Here is an 18488-nt window from a genome sequence, read left to right on the forward strand (position 1 = left end):
TTTCCTATAACATACTCCCCTTTAGTATAGCATTCTCTCTTGAATTGAGCCTGTATCAAGCCTTTTTTATTAAAAGAGTTTCATTAAACCGCACGTTTTTTGAGATAAGGAGGAAGCGAAGGCAATCAGAGTTTTTCTGTGTACTCGTCGAAATAAAAAAACATTATTTTCACTTTACTTGTATCAAATTATTGTTTGAGCCAACGGGCGAGCTGCTGAAACACCATTTGGACTTGCGGCTCCTCGACGTTTTTCAAAAAGTCGTGGGGCAAATCATAGACAGGGACAAATTTGCTTTTAGGCACTTTCTTCAAGCCTTTGCTGTAACGAAAAGGAACTTCCTCATCGGTACTGCTGGCACTGCTGAAAATTGGAGGAAATTGAGCAAGCAGCTCAGGATCAATGGCATAGTCAGAAAGAGCTTCAGCTGTTAGACCATAGATCGTGGTGAGTTCTTGCTGTTGAACCCAATAAACATAAGGCAAATAGCGCTGAAACTGCGGATCATCCCAAACGATCTCGGTTTGATCCAAAGAAGGGACTTGCTCTTTGCTTAAGAGCGGCTGCTGCAAGACTCGTTTGTTTTCAATAAAAGAAAGATCGGTATACCCATAAAAATTGACCAGTTTTTCAGGCAATCTCTGTTGTTCCTTCAGTAATTGCTGGGTCAGCGCCAGCATCAAATAACCGCCAGCTGAGCGTCCGCACAAACAAAACGGGTTATCTTTAAGCACAGTTGCTTGCAATTCTTGAAAATTTTGCCAGTTCAGCGCCAAAATCTCCGCTAACGAGGAATTGGGCGCCAGTAAATAATCGACTGTGAGGACGCTGTATTGCTGCTCTTGAAATAGTGCGATCAGTGATGCGGGAATGTCTTGACGGGTCCCATAAACAAAACCGCCGCCGTGAAAGTAAATCACGTATTTCTCCGAAGCAGGATAAAGGGACACCGAAGCACCGGTGGTCAATTGCCATTCTTTTTTCATTTTGCTTGACTCCTTTTCTGAAGCTCTAATAAATAGGTGCCGATCTCGTAATTGACTAATTGGATCGGACTTGTCAGATCGATCTCTAGTAGCTGTTCGATTTTGCTTAGCCGATAACGAATCGTTTTGGCATGAAGAAACAAGGTTTCAGCCGTATTTTTGTAATTGCGATTCGTGATAAAAAAGGTATACAGCGTTTTGAACAGCTCTTCATTTTCTTCCGAGAGTTGATACAGCTTCGGGGGAATGCTTTGCTGCAGCTTTTCCAGTTGGTTCTCCTTGATAAAGGAACTAAAGATACCTAAGTCGCTATAGGCAATGATCGGCGCCAAATAAAACTGCCGATTGAAGCGGATCGCATCCAAACACTCTGGCAGGATCTCTTTGATCTGTTCCTTGCGCAAGACTTCGCTGACCACCAAGCAGCCATGTTCATCGGCTAACAGGGCATCATCAAAATGTGTCTGCAGCATCTGTTTCGTCACCTGATGGGCGATCGATTGGAAATTATAGAGGATCACCAAATAATTGTGGTGTTCAAAAAAGACGTGGGGTGTTTTCAACGCCCGTAGCTTGTGCAAAACGACGGACTTACGCTCCTTATCTTTGAAGCTGTTGGAAGCAAAGGCAATGCCTTGGTAGAAATCGTAGCGATCCAGTTGCGCTTCTTCTAACAAAAGATCCAGCTCAGCCAAATTACTAGGAGTGTTTTGTAAGATTGCATCGGCAAGATTGTTCATGCGATTGTAGCGTTCTTTCTTCAACAAATACTCCATTTGGAGGCGTTCATAAATGACGTCGATCACATTTTCAATGATCATGACTTTTGCCTCAGGGATCTGCGAATCTTTCTGATAAACGATCAAGGTACACAGATCATTGTAAGGATTGATGATCTCTACTTTTATGGCAGTCACATATTGATTGTTCTCATGAGAAAATAATTCCAAATATTCGTAGTGGTTCTTGGTAAACTCGATGGTTTTCATGGGTTCTTGTTTGGTCACCACGAAATTCTTAAAGGATTGACCGACGGACACATGCACATCTAAATGGGGGATGCGCAACGAACAAGGCTTTTCGATCAATTGATAGAACTCCTGCATGATCTGATCGAAAGAAGAGTGGTTGCGCTCAACTTTCATGAAGCGCTGGCGAACTTCGTAATAGGTACGCAGCAGCTGGGTTTGGTGATTCAGCAATGGTTCGTAAACCGCTAGCATGATGGCTTCATAGCTGACTTCTTGCTGCACTTTGATCAAAGGGATCTGATAAGCAAAGCTAAGCTCAATCACCCAATCTGGGATCATAGGGATCAAGCGATCCACTTTGATCACTAAACCGCTGACACCGATTTGCTGCATTTTTTCAAAAAAAACACGCAGTTCCTCAGGGGATTGGTCTTTGAAGGCATAAAAAGAAGTCAAAATCAATTGATGGGCTTTGCTCCACTTCTCAATGTCCATCGCTTCCAGCACCATGACGGAACCAACGGAATTTGTTAAACCAATGGAGCCAGTCAGTACTTTACTTTTTTCAAAAAGCGGCAGTTCAACCAATTCTTTTAATTTCATAAAATGCTCCTTTTTTCTCTTTTGGATAAAAAGTATAGCATTTTTTTAGAACTTTATCCAATGAAAACGCAAACAAGGCTCGTTAGAATGAGAGTATAAGAAAAGGAGGAGAACAAATGCTGCACACAGTAATCTTAAAGAATAACTACCAAGATTCCATTAACTTAATGCTGCTGACGAATACGATCAATGATCTAGGCGATGTCGAAATGAGTCAAATCATGATGGGGACGGATGCAAACAAAGACATATTAAATAACACTGGCTTGCTTTCTGAAGAGGCTGAAGGGGCTTCACCCAACGATATGATGATCGTAGTCGATAGCCAAAACGAACAGATCATGGATCAAGTAATGCCAGCGATCGATTCATTTTTAGCTGATCTTTCAGCAAAAGATCAAGGCAAAGAAACGCCAGCGGCGGCTTCATGGCAAGAAGCCTTGAGCGCAATGCCGGATGCCAATGTTGCATTATTTAGTATTCCTGGGGAATATGGCGCAGCCGAGATGGAAAAAGCCTTGAAAAATGACTTGCATGTTTTCTCGTTTACGGACAATGTTGCTATCGAAGATGAAGTTCGTTTGAAAAAGCTGGCTCATGAAAAAGGTTTATTGATGATGGGGCCTGACTGTGGGACCGGTATTATTTCCAGCATTCCGATTGCCTTCACGAATGTCGTGGCACCAGGAAATATCGGCGTCGTTGGTGCCTCTGGTACGGGGATTCAAGAAGTGACGACGATCATTGACCGATTAGGCGGTGGTGTCGTTCATGCCATCGGGACCGGCGGACGTGACTTAAGCGAAAAAGTTGGGGCGATCACTGTCAAAGATGCCATCGTTGCTTTAGAAAATCATGAACCGACAGATGTGATTTGCGTGATCTCGAAACCACCTGCAAAAGAAGTGCGGGATGAAGTCGTTCAATTGCTGCAAAGTATCAGCAAACCAGTGGTAGCGATTTTCTTAGGAGAAAAACCAGAAGCCCATGAAGGAAAAGTCTATTTGGCACATACTCTGGAAGAAACAGCGCGCATCGCTGTTGATCTTGCCAATGAAGAACCCGTCAAAGCGAACTATTTTGAACGCGTGGCAACCCCAGATGTGCCCAAACTCGCTGAAGACAAAGTGGTCAAAGGTCTTTATTCTGGCGGTACATTAGCTGCCGAAGCAGGAATGCTGATCTCCGAAGCCTTGAATCTAGAAGGCCTTGTAAAACAAGAAGGCTATATCTTGCATTCCCACGGCTATGATGTGATCGACCTTGGTGATGATATCTATACCCAAGGCAAACCGCACCCAATGATCGATCCTGAAGTGCGCATCAAAAAAATCGAAGACTATGCGCAAGATGAGCAAACCGGGGTCATTTTATTTGATGTGGTGTTAGGTTACGGCGCACATGCAGATATGGTAGGTGCACTGTTACCAGCCATCGAAGCTGCACAGCAAACAGCCCAAGCAGCTGATCGCGCGCTATACTTTGTTGCTACCGTCTGCGGAACTGAAAAAGATCCGCAAAACTATCAAGAAGCAGTCAACCGTTTGAAAGCAACTGGCGTCTATGTGGCACCAAGCAATGCTCAAGCAGTGCAATTAGCCCTCGCCTTAAAAGGGGCGACTCTTTCTGAAGCAGACAAAGCGGTCAATGATTATACTGGTAGCAAAGTTGAGGTGCCGACAGTTAGCGAGAAAGTGATGGAGCTGTTGACCACCAAACCACGGATCATCAATGTTGGCTTGCAAAGCTTCAATGAATCGATCCTGCAATATGGCGGGAAAACAGAACAATTTAACTGGCGTCCTCGTGCCAACGGCAACAAGAAAATGATCCGTATTTTAGACGCGTTAGAAGAATTTGACGAAAAAATCACAGCTGAAAACCAAGCAGTGACGGATAAAATCAAAAATGCCCAACCATTCTTGATTGATGTCGTTCCAGCTAAATCAGTGATTGCTGAATTAAACGAAAGCCAGAAAACCTTGCTGCATGCAGGACCGCCGATCCAATGGTCGGAAATGACGGGACCGATGCAAGGGTCTTGTATCGGCGCTGCCTTGTTTGAACGCTGGGCGAAGGATGAAGACGAAGCCCGACGCTTACTCGAAAGTGGGGAAGTCCGCTTTATGCCATGTCACCATGTCCAGGCAGTTGGACCAATGGGGGGAATCACTTCTGGGAATATGCCTGTCTTTGTGGTTGAAAACCGCCTTGTCGGCAACAAAGCCTACTGTATTTTGAACGAAGGGATCGGTAAAGTCTTACGATTTGGTGCCTATTCACAAGAAGTCATCGATCGTTTGGATTGGATCAAAGACGTCTTAGGACCAACCATTGCCAAGGCATTACAATTAACAGAAGAAGGCATCAACTTGAATGTATTGATTGCCCGGTCGATCACAATGGGGGATGAATTCCATCAACGAAATATTGCAGCATCATTGAACTTTTTGAAAGAGATCGCGCCGTTGATCATCCAAACAGAGATCGATGAAAAGCAAAAATATGAAGTGATCAAGTTCTTAGCAGATACCGATCAGTTCTTCTTGAATATCATGATGGCAACCGGGAAAGCCATCGTTGACGGTGCCCGTGTCGATGCCAAAGGAACGATCGTGACCACCATGACGAGAAACGGTGTTAACTTTGGGGTTCGTGTCGCCCAAACAGAAGACCAATGGCATACTGCACCAGTCAATACGCCGAAAGGTTTGTACTTTACTGGGTTTACCGAAGCAGATGGCAATCCTGATATTGGGGACAGTGCCATTACTGAAACCGTCGGTGTCGGAGCAATGGCGATGGTAGCCGCACCAGGGGTAACACGCTTTGTCGGCGCTGGTGGCTTTGAAGATGCGCTGGAAACTTCCAACGAAATGGCAAAAATCTGTTTCGGTCATAATCCGACCTTCTCGATCCCAACATGGGACTTCCAAGGGACTTGTTTGGGGATCGACATCCGTAAAGTCGTTGAAACAGGCATCACCCCAATCATTAATACTGGGATTGCCCATAAAGAAGCAGGTGTCGGTCAAGTCGGCGCAGGCACGGTGCGTGCACCGTTAGGCTGTTTTGAAAATGCCTTGACGGCTTATGCGAAGGATCTGGGGATCGAAGTTGACTGAGAAAATCAAAATCAGTGATTATCTAGACCCACTGCAACGATTCGGTCGTACCGGTCGGGTGCATAGCGTGTTTGATCGTTCATTCAATGTGATGATCGGGCAGCAGCTGGTCAATATCAACAACTATCGCAACTATTTAACTGGCTTCGGCGTCTTTTTACCCGATGCATTGTTTGAACAAGTCCTACCTTTGATCGAAGTCGGCAATCGCGTGCAAGTCCGAGAGCATGGTCTGACCTTTTACAGCACAAAAGGAACATTTTCTCTTTCATTAGAGGAGAAAGAATTGGTTTCGCTGCAGGTGAAGGAGTTATCCTTCACCTCTGCGGAATTGCAGCTTTTGAAAGAAATACTGCTTCAACAAGAACTAGAAACCAAGATTGGGTTGCCAGAAGATGAGAAAACCCAAGCAGTGTTTGCGGAATTGCGGCAGTCTGTCTCAGATTGGGAACCAATCATTGACCACCTGATTGGTCGCGGCAAAGGATTGACACCTAGCGGCGATGATCTTCTCGTTGCCTATCAAGCGATGCTCTATGCCTTGCAGCAGCCAGAAGCCGAAACGTTAGCGCAAGCATTGGCAAAACCGCTGTCTACGACGGATGTCAGCCTTGCATATATTCAAAGTGCCAGTCAAGGGTATGTCAATTCGGTAATGCTGCAATTATTCCAAGACGTAAAAAGCAAAAACCCACAGGTGCTGGAAAACGACGTGCAGCAGCTGATGTCCATCGGTCATTCGTCAGGCAAAGATCTTAGCTTTGGGTTGTTGTTAGCGTTGGAGTCATTGTCACTTGAGGAAAAAGAATAGAAAAGGGGAGAAATCATGGAAATCAGTAACCAGAAAGATGCGGTCAAAGTAAGCAATTCTTACTGGAAAAAAGTCGTTGCTATTTTCTTTGTCGGCTGGATTTTAATGTACGCCACACGGACGATCTTCAATCCAATCATGGGTGTGATCGGTGAAGAATTCAATTTAAGTAACACACAACTAGGACTTGCCAATAGTATTTTCTTTTTGACTTATGCCGTTGCGCAAATTCCTTTTGGGATCATCGGCGACAAAATCGGTCGCAAATTAGTGATCGCTCTAGGCTTTGTTTTATTGGCGGTGACTACGTACTTCAGTGGGCTAGCCACAAGCTTTGTTTTGTTTTTAGTGATTCGTGCCATTGCAGGGATTGGTCAAGGTGCCTATTACGGTCCGCAATACGCATTGTCTACCGAAGCGATTCCCGACAACAAACGAACCGTCGGAAATGCCATTATCAACAGTGGGATGGCGTTTGGAACGTCTGGTGGGTACTTGCTTTCTAGTAAATTAGTCTTGGATAACGGGGGCCATTGGAGCCAACCCTTCTTCCTAATGGCAATTCCGACCTTGATCGTCGGTGTCTTGTTCTATTTTGTTTTGAAAGAAAAAGTGATTCGTCCAGAAGATGAAGGACAAGAAATAAAAGAAGAAGGGCCGAAAGAAAAGATTTCCTTGAAGCAGATTTTTTCAAACCGCAATCTCGTGGCAGCCTTTGTTCTATGCTTTACCAGCATTTATGCAAACTTTGTGATCATTACTTGGCTGCCGCAATTCTTGATTGCCGAGCGTGGCTTTGAAGGGGCGAGTGTCGGCTTTATTGCTTCCTTAGTCCCATGGGCATCAATTCCAGGTGCGTTGATTTTTGCTCGATTGAATGATAAAACAGGCGCAACGAAAAAATTAGTCTATTTATTGGTCCCATTGGCGACCCTTTCCGTATTTGCCATTGCCTTTGTAACGGATCGTACCTTATTGATCACTGTTTTGATTTTGTATGGATTGACTGGCAAGCTGGCGCTTGATCCAATCGTCGTGACCTTTGTGACGAAAAACGCACCAAAAGGCGCCTTAGGAACGACCTTGAGTGCCTATAATTTTATCGGGATGTCGGGGTCGATCTTAGCACCTTATGTTACTGGCTTTTTAGCCGATTCTTTAGGATCGATGCAGGTCGGGTTTTACCTGTCTTGTCTATTACTGCTGATCGGATTAGGTGTTTTTGCCGTATTAGCAAAGGAAAATCAGAAGGAGAGCATAAAATGAGTTTGAATGTGATCGCGTTAGGCGGCAATGCTATTTTAGATAAAGACCCTAGTGATGAAGGACAAAAAGCAGTTGTTGCGCAAGCAGCACGTTATATTGCCGATTTTGTCGAAAAAGGGGAAAAAGTCATTGTTTGTCACGGCAATGGACCACAAGTCGGCAACTTACTGTTGCAGCAAAAAGCAGGGGAAAGTGAAAAAAATCCCCAATTGAAATTAGACAGCTGCGTGGCGATGACCCAAGGAAGTATCGGTTATTGGCTGCAAAATGCCTTGATCAATGAGTTTGCCACACGTCAAGCACATCCTTCGGTGATCTCATTAGTCACCCAAGTTCGTGTCGATCCAGCAGATCCATCCTTTGAGAAACCTTCCAAACCAGTCGGACCTTTTTATAGTGAAGAGGAAGCCAATGCTGCGATGGCAGCCAATGGCGGGGTATATCAAGAAGATGCTGGGCGTGGTTACCGGAAAGTGGTTCCATCCCCGAAACCGCAAGAAATCGTTGAAAAAGAAGCCATCAAAACATTGGTCGATGCTGGTGTGATCACGATTTGCGCCGGTGGTGGTGGCGTACCTGTCGTTCGCAACGACAATGGGTTTACTGGCGTGGAAGCCGTCAACGACAAGGACTTTACCGCTAGTGTCTTAGCAAAAGACGTGCAGGCCGATCGCCTGATCATTTTGACTGGTGTCGACAATATCTACATCAATTACAACCAGCCGAATCAGCAAGCCTTAGGGGAAATCAGTGTGGCACAAGCCAAGGGCTACATCGAGGAAGGCCATTTTGCAGCGGGTAGTATGTTGCCAAAAATAGAAGCTGCGATTGATTTTGTCGAAGAAGATGCAGCCAGAACCGCGATTATTACCTCAATCGAAAAGTTAGCTGAACTGGATCAGCATACAGGAACCATACTTCGAAAATAAAGAGGGGATCAAAGTGAAAGCAAAAAAACTACCGATGGTGACGCAGATCGTTATTGCCGTTCTTCTAGGGATTCTTTGCGGTTTGTTCTTTGGGCAAGCCGCTTCGTTCCTAAAAATTTTGGGCGATCTTTTCTTGCGTCTGATGCAAATGGCGATCCCATTATTGATCGTTGGCCAAATCATTCAAGCAGTTGGGGGGATTGCCCCGAAAGAACTCACTCGTTTGGGTGGAAAAACGATCGCTGTCTTTGGGATTTCCTCCTTATTCGCTGCTGCATGGGGCGTGCTGATGGCGCTCTTCTTTGCTCCAGGCAAAGGGATCGACTTTTCACAAGCTGCCGGCGAACCTCTGCAAGCACAAGAAATTTCTATATCAGAGACAGTGATCAACTTTATTCCCACGAATATTTTCGATGCGTTGAGTAAAGGGTCAATTATTCAAATCATCGTTTTTGGGTTATTTTTTGGTGTTGCCCTCAATCGCTTTGTGCAAAAGAAACCTGAGTCAGCTCTTTATGGGCTGATCGTGGATCTGAATGAGGTCGTCATTGCCATCATTCGTTACGTGATGATCGTGGCACCAATCGGTATTTTTGCTTTGATCGCTTCAACGATCAGCTCCCTGGGCTTGCAGATCATTTTGCCATTAGGCAGCTATTTGCTCGTCTACGGTCTAGCCACCGTCACGTTCCTTGGGCTGTGGCTAGTCTTGTTGACCGTGTATTGTCGGATCAATCCGTTACGATTGATCAAAAATATGAAAAATATGTCGGTCATGGCATTGGCGACAACCTCCTCTGCCATCACGCTGCCGATCGCTATGGAAGAATCCCAGAATAAATTAGGACTCAGTAGCCGCATCACCAATTTGGTATTGCCGTTAGGGATGTCTTTGAACAGCAATGGGTCAGCGATGCATATGGCGATTACAGTCATGACGATCGCCCAAATGTATCAAATCAACTTTGACGGGATCCAAATGGTGACGGTAGCTGTAACTGCGACTTTCGTTTCTTTAGCCAATGCAGTTGTTCCCGGAGCGGGGTTAGTTTCCTTGGCAATCATTGTTCCCCAGCTCGGTTTACCAATCGAAAGCATTGCGCTATTTGCTGGTGTCGAATGGTTTGTTGGTATGCTGCGGACGATCTTGAACGTGAACTCAGACGTCTATTCAGCGCTTTTGATCGCTAAGTCTGCTGATGAACTCGATCATCGCGTGTTTAATCAATAAGAGAAGCCGTTGCCAAGCGTGCTTCTCTTTTTCTAAGGAGGAGAAAAGATGGAAGAAATGAGCAGACGATCTCTGCTGGAATTAGAAGCATTGATGAAAAAGAAACTCTTGGCTGCTGGTTTGCCAGAAGCCGCTGCCAGTGAAACAGCGGCGCATTTGACCTTTGCGGATGCGTGCGGGATCCATTCTCATGGTGCCGTGCGGATGGACTACTATGCCGAGCGCTTAGTAAAAGGCGGCATCACGCTAGAACCAAACATGTCTTTTGAAAAAACAGGCGCCGCTACTGGAATTTTTCACGGAGATAACGGCATGGGGCATTATGTGTGCAACGAAGCGATTGCGATCGCCATTCATCTGGCGAAAGAAGCAGGGATCGCTGCAGTAGGAATCGAGCAGACCAGCCATAGCGGGACGATGGCGTATTACGTCAAACAGGCTGCTGAAGCCGACTTAGTGGCGATCGCCATGTGTCAATCGGATCCGATGGCGGTGCCTTTTGGTGGGACCGAAAACTATTTTGGCACCAATCCAATCGCGTTTGCAGCACCACGAGCCAATCATCCGCCGGTGGTTTTTGATATGGCGACAACGGTTCAAGCGTGGGGCAAAATTTTGGACGCTCGCTCGAAGAAGCAGCAGATCCCCGATACTTGGGCCGTAGACGAGCAAGGCTTGCCTACCACCGACCCCTATGCAGTCCAAGGATTATTGCCAATCGCTGGTGCCAAAGGATATGGCTTGATGATGATGGTGGATATTTTAGCTGGCTCGATGTTGGGCTTGGCTTTTGGTAAACAGGTCACCTCCATGTATGCGGATTTGACGGAAAAACGTCGCTTAGGACAATTTCTTCTTGTGATCGATCCGTCTCGTTTTACGGACACCGAAACCTTCAAGCAAAGCGTCGATCAGATGGTGACTGAGCTGCATGCAATCTCGCCAGTAAAAGGGCAATCACAAGTCTACTATCCTGGAGAGATCAGCCAAATACACTTTGAAAAAGCTCAGCAAGAAGGGGTCCTGATCCCCAAAGCGATCATCGATTATCTCGAAAGCGAAACCCTCCATTTTGATCGCTATGGTAGTCAAGATTCCTTTGCTAAATAAAGATTTGCAGAAGACGGTTGGTTCATAGGGGTATTGAACCAACTGTTTTTTTGCTGTGTGGAGCAAAGAGAATTTTTCCGTCAAAAAATCGCAGCTTTTTGACAGGAGCAGACGAATTCTTTGAGTTGGTTCATTTTTTTCAAAGCATTTCTTAAGCCATTCGCCCTTTGATTGCTTGTTTTTTGGAATATGGTAGAATAGGTCGCATAAGTTTAGATCACTCAAGAAATGAGAGAAAAGCGAGGATGCAGCGTGGCAATGAATAAAGTGGTTCTTACTGGGAAAATCGCAGCGATGCCTAGTAAAGAAGCGTTTGATGCGGCGGACGATCAGGGCGTACGTTTTGATCTTGTCATTGTATCTCAATGGCAAAACAGTGAAGAAGTGCATCATGAATGGTTTGCTTGTGTCGTTCATGGGAAACAGGCAGAGACCTTTTTACGGTATACTCAAAAAGGAGCAAGTATCAAAATCAACGGACACTTGCAAGGCTGTCCGTATGAAACAGCAGAAGGGCAAAGATTTTGTGCGGCAGAAGTGGTGGTGGATACCTTTCAAATTTTAGAGTTAGCAGAAGAACCAGCGACGCCTTTTCCTAAAAAGCGACCATCGACACTTGATGAAACGACGCAAACAAAGTCGATCCGCAATGAAAAAGATCCCCTAAAAACACAGATGCTGGAGTTTTTAAAAGACAATCGATTATTTTAATGACGAAACATGCGGAAAGCCACGGCTTCTCGCATGTTTTTTTACGTAGAGAAAGCATTGGCAAAATTCAACTATATCTGACTAGCGGTGTTCTTTATTGCGAATCAAAGAGGCGGTTGAATAGAATGGTGATTGTAATAAATGATCGCGAAAGTGAAAATAGTGTTTCACAAAAAGTGCCGATTGGTTTAGAATAGTTGAAACATATCTTGAGGGAAAAAGTGGCGCTTGCCTTGTTCAACTGCTAGATGCCGCTTTTTTCTGAAAAATTCGTTAATCAGGGAGGGATGTCGATGGGCAAACCAATTATAGGGATCGCTGCGAATGAAGTGCAAGATGCTGGCGATGTGCTGCATCATTTGCCGATCGCCTACACACCATTAGGGTATGTGCGAGCGATCCAGCAAGCGGGCGGACTGCCATTGCTCTTGCCAATCAGTGAACCAGCTATAGCCAAGGACTATGTTTCACAGATCGATAAACTGGTGTTAGCTGGTGGACAAGATGTTTCACCCAAGTTTTATGGGCAGGAGGCCCATCAGGCAACTGGAAGCGGCTTTTTGGCACGGGATGAGTTTGAACTGGCGCTGATCGATGAAGCGCTGCTGCAAAAGAAACCAATTTTTGCGGTTTGTCGGGGGATGCAGCTGGTCAACGTGGCCTTTGGGGGCACGCTGCAGCAAGACATCAGTACCTTCAGTGAGATCATTCATATGCAGGCGCCGATTCCGAAAGAAGTGCCGACCCATGCCATCGCGACGGCTGAAAAAAGCATGTTGGCTCGTGTATACGGTCAAAAAACAAAGGTCAATTCCTTTCATCATCAAGCGGTGGATCGATTGGCTCGTCCATTGCAAAAGACAGCTTGGAGTCCTGATGGCATCATTGAAGGCATTGAACACGTGGATCAGCGCTTGTTGGCGGTTCAATGGCATCCAGACTTTGCCTATGATGCGCTTTTACAAGAACAAGCGGTTTTCAAGTATGTCGTTGATGTGTTGTAAGAAAGAGGGTCACGCAAGGAGGAGAAAAATGAAAAAGAAAATGATTGGTATCACTGCTTTCACAGTATTGGTTTTAAGTGCCTGCAGTACCACGAGTCCCACGACGGATTCTGGACAGCAAGAGGAGCAAGGCGCTGTTGCGCAAGAGATTCAAGTGTCAACCGCGGGCGCCTTATCGACCCTTGATAGCGGGCAATACACGGATGTCAACAGTTCCGATATGATCGGACAAGTGGCAGAAGGGTTATACCGTCTGGATCAAGAGGGGGATCCTGAGCTTGCGATGGCCGCTGAAGAGCCTACGGTATCAGAAGATGGACTGGTTTATACCTTCACCATTCGTGATGCAACATGGAGCAATGGCGATCCTGTTACAGCGGATGATTTTGTCTACGCCTTTCAATATGTTGCCAATCCAGAGAACGGTTCTAGCAGCAGCAATCAAATGGATGTGTTGAAAAATGGCAGTCAAGTACGTCAAGGAGATGCTGAGGTCAGTGAGTTAGGTGCCAAAGCATTGGACCAGCAGACGTTAGAGCTGACATTGGCAAGTCCAATCTCGTATTTGGATCAGATTCTGGTCGGGACACCTTTTATGCCAAAAAACCAAGCGTTTGCTGAAGAAAAAGGTGCCGATTATGGGTTATCAGCGGAAAATTTTGTTGGCAACGGCCCATTCTTGATCGAAGGGTGGAACGGAACCAATGAATCATGGACGTTAACGAAAAATCCTGATTATTGGGATGCTGAGAATGTCCAATTGACCAAGATCGACGTGCAAGTAGTGAAGGAAACGGCAACTGGTGTCAGCCTTTTTGAAACAGGAGAACTGGACTACACCACCTTAACGGATACGTACGCACAGCAATACCAAAACTCAGCTCAAGCCAACTATGTGCCAAAGGCGCTGGTGGGGTATTTAAGTGCCAACCAAAAACGAGAAGTCACAGGCAATGTCAAGGTACGTCAGGCGATTTTACAAGCTATTGACAAAGAGGCATTTGCTGAAAATATCTTAGGTGATGGGTCCACTGCATTAAACGGCTTTGTGCCAAGCAACTTTGCCAAAGATCCTGAAACAGACCAAGATTTTCGTGAAGAAAATGGCGATTTACTGCCGTATGATCTAACAGCCGCACAAGCGCTTTGGGCACAAGCCAAAGAAGAGTTGGGACAAGACGAGATCACTTTGGAACTGTTGTCAGCAGATACAGCAGCAGCCAAGAAAACCATCGAATTTGTCCAAGGACAGTTAGAAACCAATTTGCCTGGATTAACCATCGATGCCAAGTCGATTCCTTTACAAAACCGCTTGGACTTGCAATCCCAAGGTGAATTTGATCTCGTCTTCGGGACTTGGACACCAGATTACGCGGACCCGATCAACTTCTTAGAATTTTATGATTCGACAGGTGGCTTGAATACCTCTGGGTATGCTAGTGAAAGGTATGACCAAGGGTTACAAGAAGCACGGACGACTTTAGCAAACGATCCAGTTGCCCGTTGGGACTTATTGAAAGAACTCGAGAAACAATTGATCGTTGAAGATACAGCCGTCTTGCCGTTATATCAAGGAGCGGTAGCGTATTTGAAAACAGATCGTTTGCAAGGAGTGCAAGTGTTTCCTTTTGGACGAACAGTATCCTATCGCCTAGCATCTGTCTCAGAATAAACAGGAAGTAAGAAAACAGAGGAACTTTTTTTCAACCAAGTGTGCTGACCAAACAACGCTTGTTGAAGTGAGGGGCATCTGTTTTTTTATTTTGCCAAATTCCTTGCAACGCTTAGGATAAACCGAGAATTCGTTTTCAAAAAATAGTTGTAAAAAACGAGAAATTGAGAAACGCCTTTTTAGAAAAGTCAATCTTTTTGAAAAAAAATTAATAAAAATTGTTGCATTCTCAGAAACTTATCTGTAAAGTGTTAGGTGTAGTCAGCAAAAATAAAAAGAGAAGGAGGGATTACGATGCAAAAAGTATTTGATAAAAAAACAACCAAATTGAATAAAGTGAATCCCTCATTCGGTAACCATTAGTGTACAGATAATGTCTATAATAACGACGTTTATGCTCTGTCCTTTTTCCGAAGGGACAGAGCTTTTTTGTGTACTTTTTTAGAATGTGAGGGATAAAACATGAAGTATGTATTAAAACAATTAACAACGTATTTTAAAGAACATAAGGTGCGCTATACCTTTGTATTCGTCTTTATGGTGATCGCTAGTGCGATGTATGTCGCACCGATCTATATTCTGCGCTTGTTCATCGATGCGTTGATTCAAGATAATTTTGATTACTCCGTACTGATCCAATATGTGAGCCTCTTCGCGGGAGCTATCTTGTTAGGATATTTGGCGGAATTTGTTTGGACGTTTAATTTATTTATTGGTTCCTACGATCTGCAAAAACAATTACGGGAACAATTGATGAGCCACTTTCTCAAAATGGGGGCGCCGTTTTACCATCGTTTCCGAACAGGTGATTTAATGACTCGTTCCAGTGACGATGTCCAAGTGATGGGGATGACCATTGGGTATGGACTGATGGTTTTCTTAAATACTAGTTTGTATCTAAGTTTTATCGTAGCGATGATGGCTGGGACGGTTTCTTGGCTACTGACCTTGATTGCCTTGATTCCAATGCCGCTTTTAGCCTATTACATTTTCAAATGGGGCTCGCAAGTCGATAAGGCGTTTACGGAAGCGCAGAATTCTGTTTCTGAGATGAACAGTGAAGTGCTGGAGATCATTGATGGCATTCGGGTCGTCCGAGCTTATGGACTAGAAGGAGCCACCACGGAACAGTTTCAAAAGAAAACACTGGAAACACGAGCGAAAAACAATATCGTTTCTGAGATCGATTCCCGTTTTGGGCCGCTGATTACCATCATCTTAGCGATCAGTTTCGTGATGAGCTTTGGTGTGGGGGCGTTTCTTGTTGCCAACCAAACGATCACCATCGGTGCGATGGTCTCTTTCCAAGTGTACTTGACTATGGTCGTTTGGCCGATGATCTCAGCAGGAGATCTTGTGAATGTGATGCAGCAAGGTGCCGCATCCTGGCGTCGGATCAATGAAGTGCTGCAGACGGGGGATGAATTAGAAACGCCAGGCGAAGCCGACCTGCAAGCCATCAATACGATCCGTTTTGAAGCATACCATTTCCAATACCCGCAAGCAGCTCGTTATGTGTTAGAAGGACTGGATTTGACGATCACTCGTGGAGAAGTCTTAGGGATCGTTGGGAAGACCGGCAGCGGAAAAACGACGCTGCTAAGACAATTCGGTCACCGCTATCCATACTCTGATCAAGTCCCCTTGATCAACGAGCAGCCGTTGACGGCCTATCAAACAACAGCAGTGCGCAACCACTTTGCAGAAGTACCGCAAGAACATACCTTGTTTTCACGAACGATTCGCGAGAACTTGTTATTCGGGCAACCAGACGCTTCCGAAGAAGTATTGTGGGAAGCACTGGAAGCTGCTTGCTTTAGCGAAGACATCAAGCGTATGCCAGAAGGGCTCGAAACGGTCGTCGGTGAGAAAGGAGTTTCCCTTTCTGGTGGACAAAAACAACGCTTGTCCTTAGCACGGGCGTTTTTACGAAACAGTGAAGTCCTCTTACTGGATGATGCCCTTTCGGCAGTTGATGCCAAAACGGAACAAGCCATCATCACGAATTTGAAAACGATGAAGCAGGCACCGACCTCCATCATCGTGACCCATCGATTGTCCGCCATCACCGAAGCGGATCAAATCATCGTCTTAGAAGACGGTCGGATCACACAACGTGGTACCCATCAGGAGTTGATCGAAACGCCAGGCTGGTACCAAGAGCAGTATTATCATCAACAGTTAAAGGAGGACGATACGAGTGTTCTCAACGATTAAACGTTTGCTCACGTATTTGAGCTATTATAAAAAACAATTTATCGTGGGTGCGATCTTGCTGTTGCTGGCTGCAGCGCTCGAACTGACTTCCCCACTGATTGCCAAGCAGCTGATCGACCGAGTGATGACACCGGCGGTTAACAGTAGCAATTTAGACACGATGCTTTTGATCCAATTACTCGCTGGGTATTTGCTGGTCAATTTGATTGGTTCCCTCTTTCGTTATATCAGCTTGCTGCAATTGCGAAAAATGTCCAACAGTATCGTCAAAAAAATGCGGGATCAGCTTTTTGACCATATGCACAAATTACCGGTTTCTTACTTTGACCAGATCCCAGCAGGTAAAGTCGTCGCACGAATCACGAATGACACTGAAGTCTTGCGGTCGAATTTCTACGTGATCGTGATCAGTAATTTGTTAAGCAACATCATCCAAATCATTGGGGCGTTTATTGCATTGTTTCTTTTGAACCGCACCTTAGGAGCAGCGATGCTGATTTTGATCCCGATTTTAGGAATCTGGCAGCATTTTTATACCAAATATGCCTCCCGTTACAATTTAGCAATGCGGGAATACATCTCACAAATCAGTGGGCAGTTGAATGAATTTGTCCAAGGAATGGCGATCATCCAAGCCTTCCAACGAGAAAATCAGTTGCAGAAAGAATTTAATGAAACAGTAGAGAAATGGTTCAAAACTGGACGTAAATACCTCTTGCTCGATTCAAGTATCGCTTGGGGATTAGGCAACTTGTTGCGAAATTCAACGATCTTGATTTTGATCACGACCTTGGCCGCCTTTTTCCTTGATGGTCGCTTGGCGATCTCAGCAGGCTTGCTGTATGCCTTTATTGATTACATCAACCGCCTGTATGATCCCATCGAAGGGCTTGTCCAAACCATCACCAATGTGCAGCAATCATTAGCTGCTGGACAGCGGGTCTTTGAGTTTGCTGATCAGCCGGTTGAAAAACAACAAAGTGAGCAGCTGACTGTTACGAATGGCGATGTTTCTTTCCAACAAGTGACCTTTGGCTACGACCCTGAGCAAGCGATCTTGCACGATATCAACTTTGACGTTGCCGCAGGAGAGACCATTGCTTTAGTTGGTCATACTGGTTCTGGAAAATCGAGTATTTTGAACCTGTTGTTCCGTTTTTATGATCCGCAGCAGGGAAAAATCGTTGTGGATGGACAAGTGATCGCTGATTATGATCGTCATAGTTTAAGAGATTCAATGGCGATCGTCATGCAAGATCCCTATCTATTTACTGGAACGATCGCCAGCAACATCGGGATGAACGATCCAACGATCACCGAAGCGATGATTATCGATGCCTTGAAGCAAGTCGGCGCTGACTACCTTTTGAGCCGCTACGAAAAAGGCATCCATCATCCAGTCGTTGAAAAAGGCAATGAGTTTTCTAGTGGAGAACGCCAGCTGATCAGTTTCGCCCGTGCGCTGGTGTTTGATCCAAAAATCTTGATTCTGGATGAAGCGACGAGCCATGTGGACACTGAAACAGAGTCCATCATTCAAAAGGCGATGACCGTCTTGCAAAAAGGACGGACGACCTTCATGATCGCTCACCGTTTGTCAACGATCAAACAAGCCGATCAAATCTTGGTCCTAGACCAAGGGAAGATCGTGGAACGGGGAACCCATGCGAGTCTTGTCCAAGGGCAAGGAATCTATCAGCAAATGTATCAAATGCAGGCAGAGCAGCTGTAATCAGCGGTGATTGCCGACAACAGTAACCGTAAAAGAAAATCCTTGAGCCTCCTGCATGGGAAGTGGCTCAAGGATTTTTTATATAATGCGAAGGTGCAGCCAATCATCTATGGGGAGTAG

General features: G+C 45.3%; 13 protein-coding genes. 11 read left to right on the top strand and 2 right to left on the bottom strand.

Annotation, left to right across the window (positions count from 1 at the left end):
• Positions 1–188: 188 nt before the first annotated feature.
• On the bottom strand, positions 189–986 hold the full coding sequence (locus tag IGK14_RS03890) for an alpha/beta hydrolase (protein WP_121262033.1): 798 nt from the start codon (positions 984–986) through the stop codon (positions 189–191).
• Positions 983–2560, bottom strand: coding sequence for a PucR family transcriptional regulator (locus IGK14_RS03895; protein WP_005225373.1), 1578 nt, complete (start codon positions 2558–2560; stop codon positions 983–985). Before IGK14_RS03895 ends, IGK14_RS03890 begins: the two co-directional genes overlap by 4 nt.
• Positions 2561–2676: 116 nt before the next feature.
• Between IGK14_RS03895 and fdrA the strand changes: the two genes are divergently transcribed.
• From fdrA to IGK14_RS03950, 11 genes are all read left to right on the top strand, one after another.
• A complete protein-coding gene (gene fdrA / locus IGK14_RS03900; protein WP_142437535.1) occupies positions 2677–5685 on the top strand; it encodes a DUF1116 domain-containing protein in 3009 nt (1002 codons plus the stop codon).
• Positions 5654–6496 (top strand): DUF2877 domain-containing protein, encoded by an 843-nt coding sequence (locus IGK14_RS03905; protein WP_438711627.1) that lies wholly within the window; start codon positions 5654–5656, stop codon positions 6494–6496. Before fdrA ends, IGK14_RS03905 begins: the two co-directional genes overlap by 32 nt.
• Before the next feature lie 15 nt (positions 6497–6511).
• Positions 6512–7762, top strand: a complete 1251-nt coding sequence (locus tag IGK14_RS03910; RefSeq protein ID WP_005225376.1) for an MFS transporter — start codon at positions 6512–6514, stop codon at positions 7760–7762.
• Positions 7759–8691 carry a carbamate kinase gene (gene arcC / locus IGK14_RS03915; protein ID WP_008379201.1) on the top strand — a complete coding sequence of 311 codons (933 nt, stop codon included), beginning with the start codon at positions 7759–7761 and terminating at the stop codon, positions 8689–8691. Before IGK14_RS03910 ends, arcC begins: the two co-directional genes overlap by 4 nt.
• Before the next feature lie 13 nt (positions 8692–8704).
• Positions 8705–9922 carry a dicarboxylate/amino acid:cation symporter gene (locus IGK14_RS03920; protein ID WP_010747683.1) on the top strand — a complete coding sequence of 406 codons (1218 nt, stop codon included), beginning with the start codon at positions 8705–8707 and terminating at the stop codon, positions 9920–9922.
• Between the two features lie 48 nt (positions 9923–9970).
• Positions 9971–11032 carry an ureidoglycolate dehydrogenase gene (allD, locus tag IGK14_RS03925; RefSeq protein WP_010747684.1) on the top strand — a complete coding sequence of 354 codons (1062 nt, stop codon included), beginning with the start codon at positions 9971–9973 and terminating at the stop codon, positions 11030–11032.
• Between the two features lie 228 nt (positions 11033–11260).
• The gene (gene ssb, locus IGK14_RS03930) at positions 11261–11743 is read left to right on the top strand and encodes a single-stranded DNA-binding protein (RefSeq protein ID WP_034695396.1); all 483 of its coding nucleotides are present in this window, start codon (positions 11261–11263) and stop codon (positions 11741–11743) included.
• A 293-nt stretch (positions 11744–12036) separates the two neighbouring features.
• Positions 12037–12747, top strand: a complete 711-nt coding sequence (locus IGK14_RS03935) for a gamma-glutamyl-gamma-aminobutyrate hydrolase family protein (protein WP_010747687.1) — start codon at positions 12037–12039, stop codon at positions 12745–12747.
• Between the two features lie 28 nt (positions 12748–12775).
• On the top strand, positions 12776–14419 hold the full coding sequence (locus IGK14_RS03940; RefSeq protein WP_010747688.1) for a peptide ABC transporter substrate-binding protein: 1644 nt from the start codon (positions 12776–12778) through the stop codon (positions 14417–14419).
• A 462-nt stretch (positions 14420–14881) separates the two neighbouring features.
• The gene (locus IGK14_RS03945) at positions 14882–16636 is read left to right on the top strand and encodes an ABC transporter ATP-binding protein (protein ID WP_010747689.1); all 1755 of its coding nucleotides are present in this window, start codon (positions 14882–14884) and stop codon (positions 16634–16636) included.
• Positions 16620–18368, top strand: coding sequence for an ABC transporter ATP-binding protein (locus tag IGK14_RS03950; RefSeq protein WP_060791748.1), 1749 nt, complete (start codon positions 16620–16622; stop codon positions 18366–18368). The genes IGK14_RS03945 and IGK14_RS03950 overlap by 17 nt, the downstream gene beginning before the upstream one ends.
• Positions 18369–18488 lie beyond the last annotated feature (120 nt).

Source organism: Enterococcus sp. DIV0970a (assembly GCF_051711265.1).
GTDB lineage: Bacteria > Bacillota > Bacilli > Lactobacillales > Enterococcaceae > Enterococcus_D > Enterococcus_D casseliflavus.

What these genes read in the sequence shown, in the direction of transcription:
- IGK14_RS03890 (WP_121262033.1), bottom strand. Translation starts at nt 986, where the DNA reads ATGAAAAAAGAATGGCAATTGACCACCGGTGCTTCGGTGTCCCTTTAT.
- IGK14_RS03895 (WP_005225373.1), bottom strand. Translation starts at nt 2,560, where the DNA reads ATGAAATTAAAAGAATTGGTTGAACTGCCGCTTTTTGAAAAAAGTAAA.
- fdrA (WP_142437535.1), top strand. Translation starts at nt 2,677, where the DNA reads ATGCTGCACACAGTAATCTTAAAGAATAACTACCAAGATTCCATTAAC.
- IGK14_RS03905 (WP_438711627.1), top strand. Translation starts at nt 5,654, where the DNA reads ATGCGAAGGATCTGGGGATCGAAGTTGACTGAGAAAATCAAAATCAGT.
- IGK14_RS03910 (WP_005225376.1), top strand. Translation starts at nt 6,512, where the DNA reads ATGGAAATCAGTAACCAGAAAGATGCGGTCAAAGTAAGCAATTCTTAC.
- arcC (WP_008379201.1), top strand. Translation starts at nt 7,759, where the DNA reads ATGAGTTTGAATGTGATCGCGTTAGGCGGCAATGCTATTTTAGATAAA.
- allD (WP_010747684.1), top strand. Translation starts at nt 9,971, where the DNA reads ATGGAAGAAATGAGCAGACGATCTCTGCTGGAATTAGAAGCATTGATG.
- ssb (WP_034695396.1), top strand. Translation starts at nt 11,261, where the DNA reads ATGAGAGAAAAGCGAGGATGCAGCGTGGCAATGAATAAAGTGGTTCTT.
- IGK14_RS03935 (WP_010747687.1), top strand. Translation starts at nt 12,037, where the DNA reads ATGGGCAAACCAATTATAGGGATCGCTGCGAATGAAGTGCAAGATGCT.
- IGK14_RS03940 (WP_010747688.1), top strand. Translation starts at nt 12,776, where the DNA reads ATGAAAAAGAAAATGATTGGTATCACTGCTTTCACAGTATTGGTTTTA.
- IGK14_RS03945 (WP_010747689.1), top strand. Translation starts at nt 14,882, where the DNA reads ATGAAGTATGTATTAAAACAATTAACAACGTATTTTAAAGAACATAAG.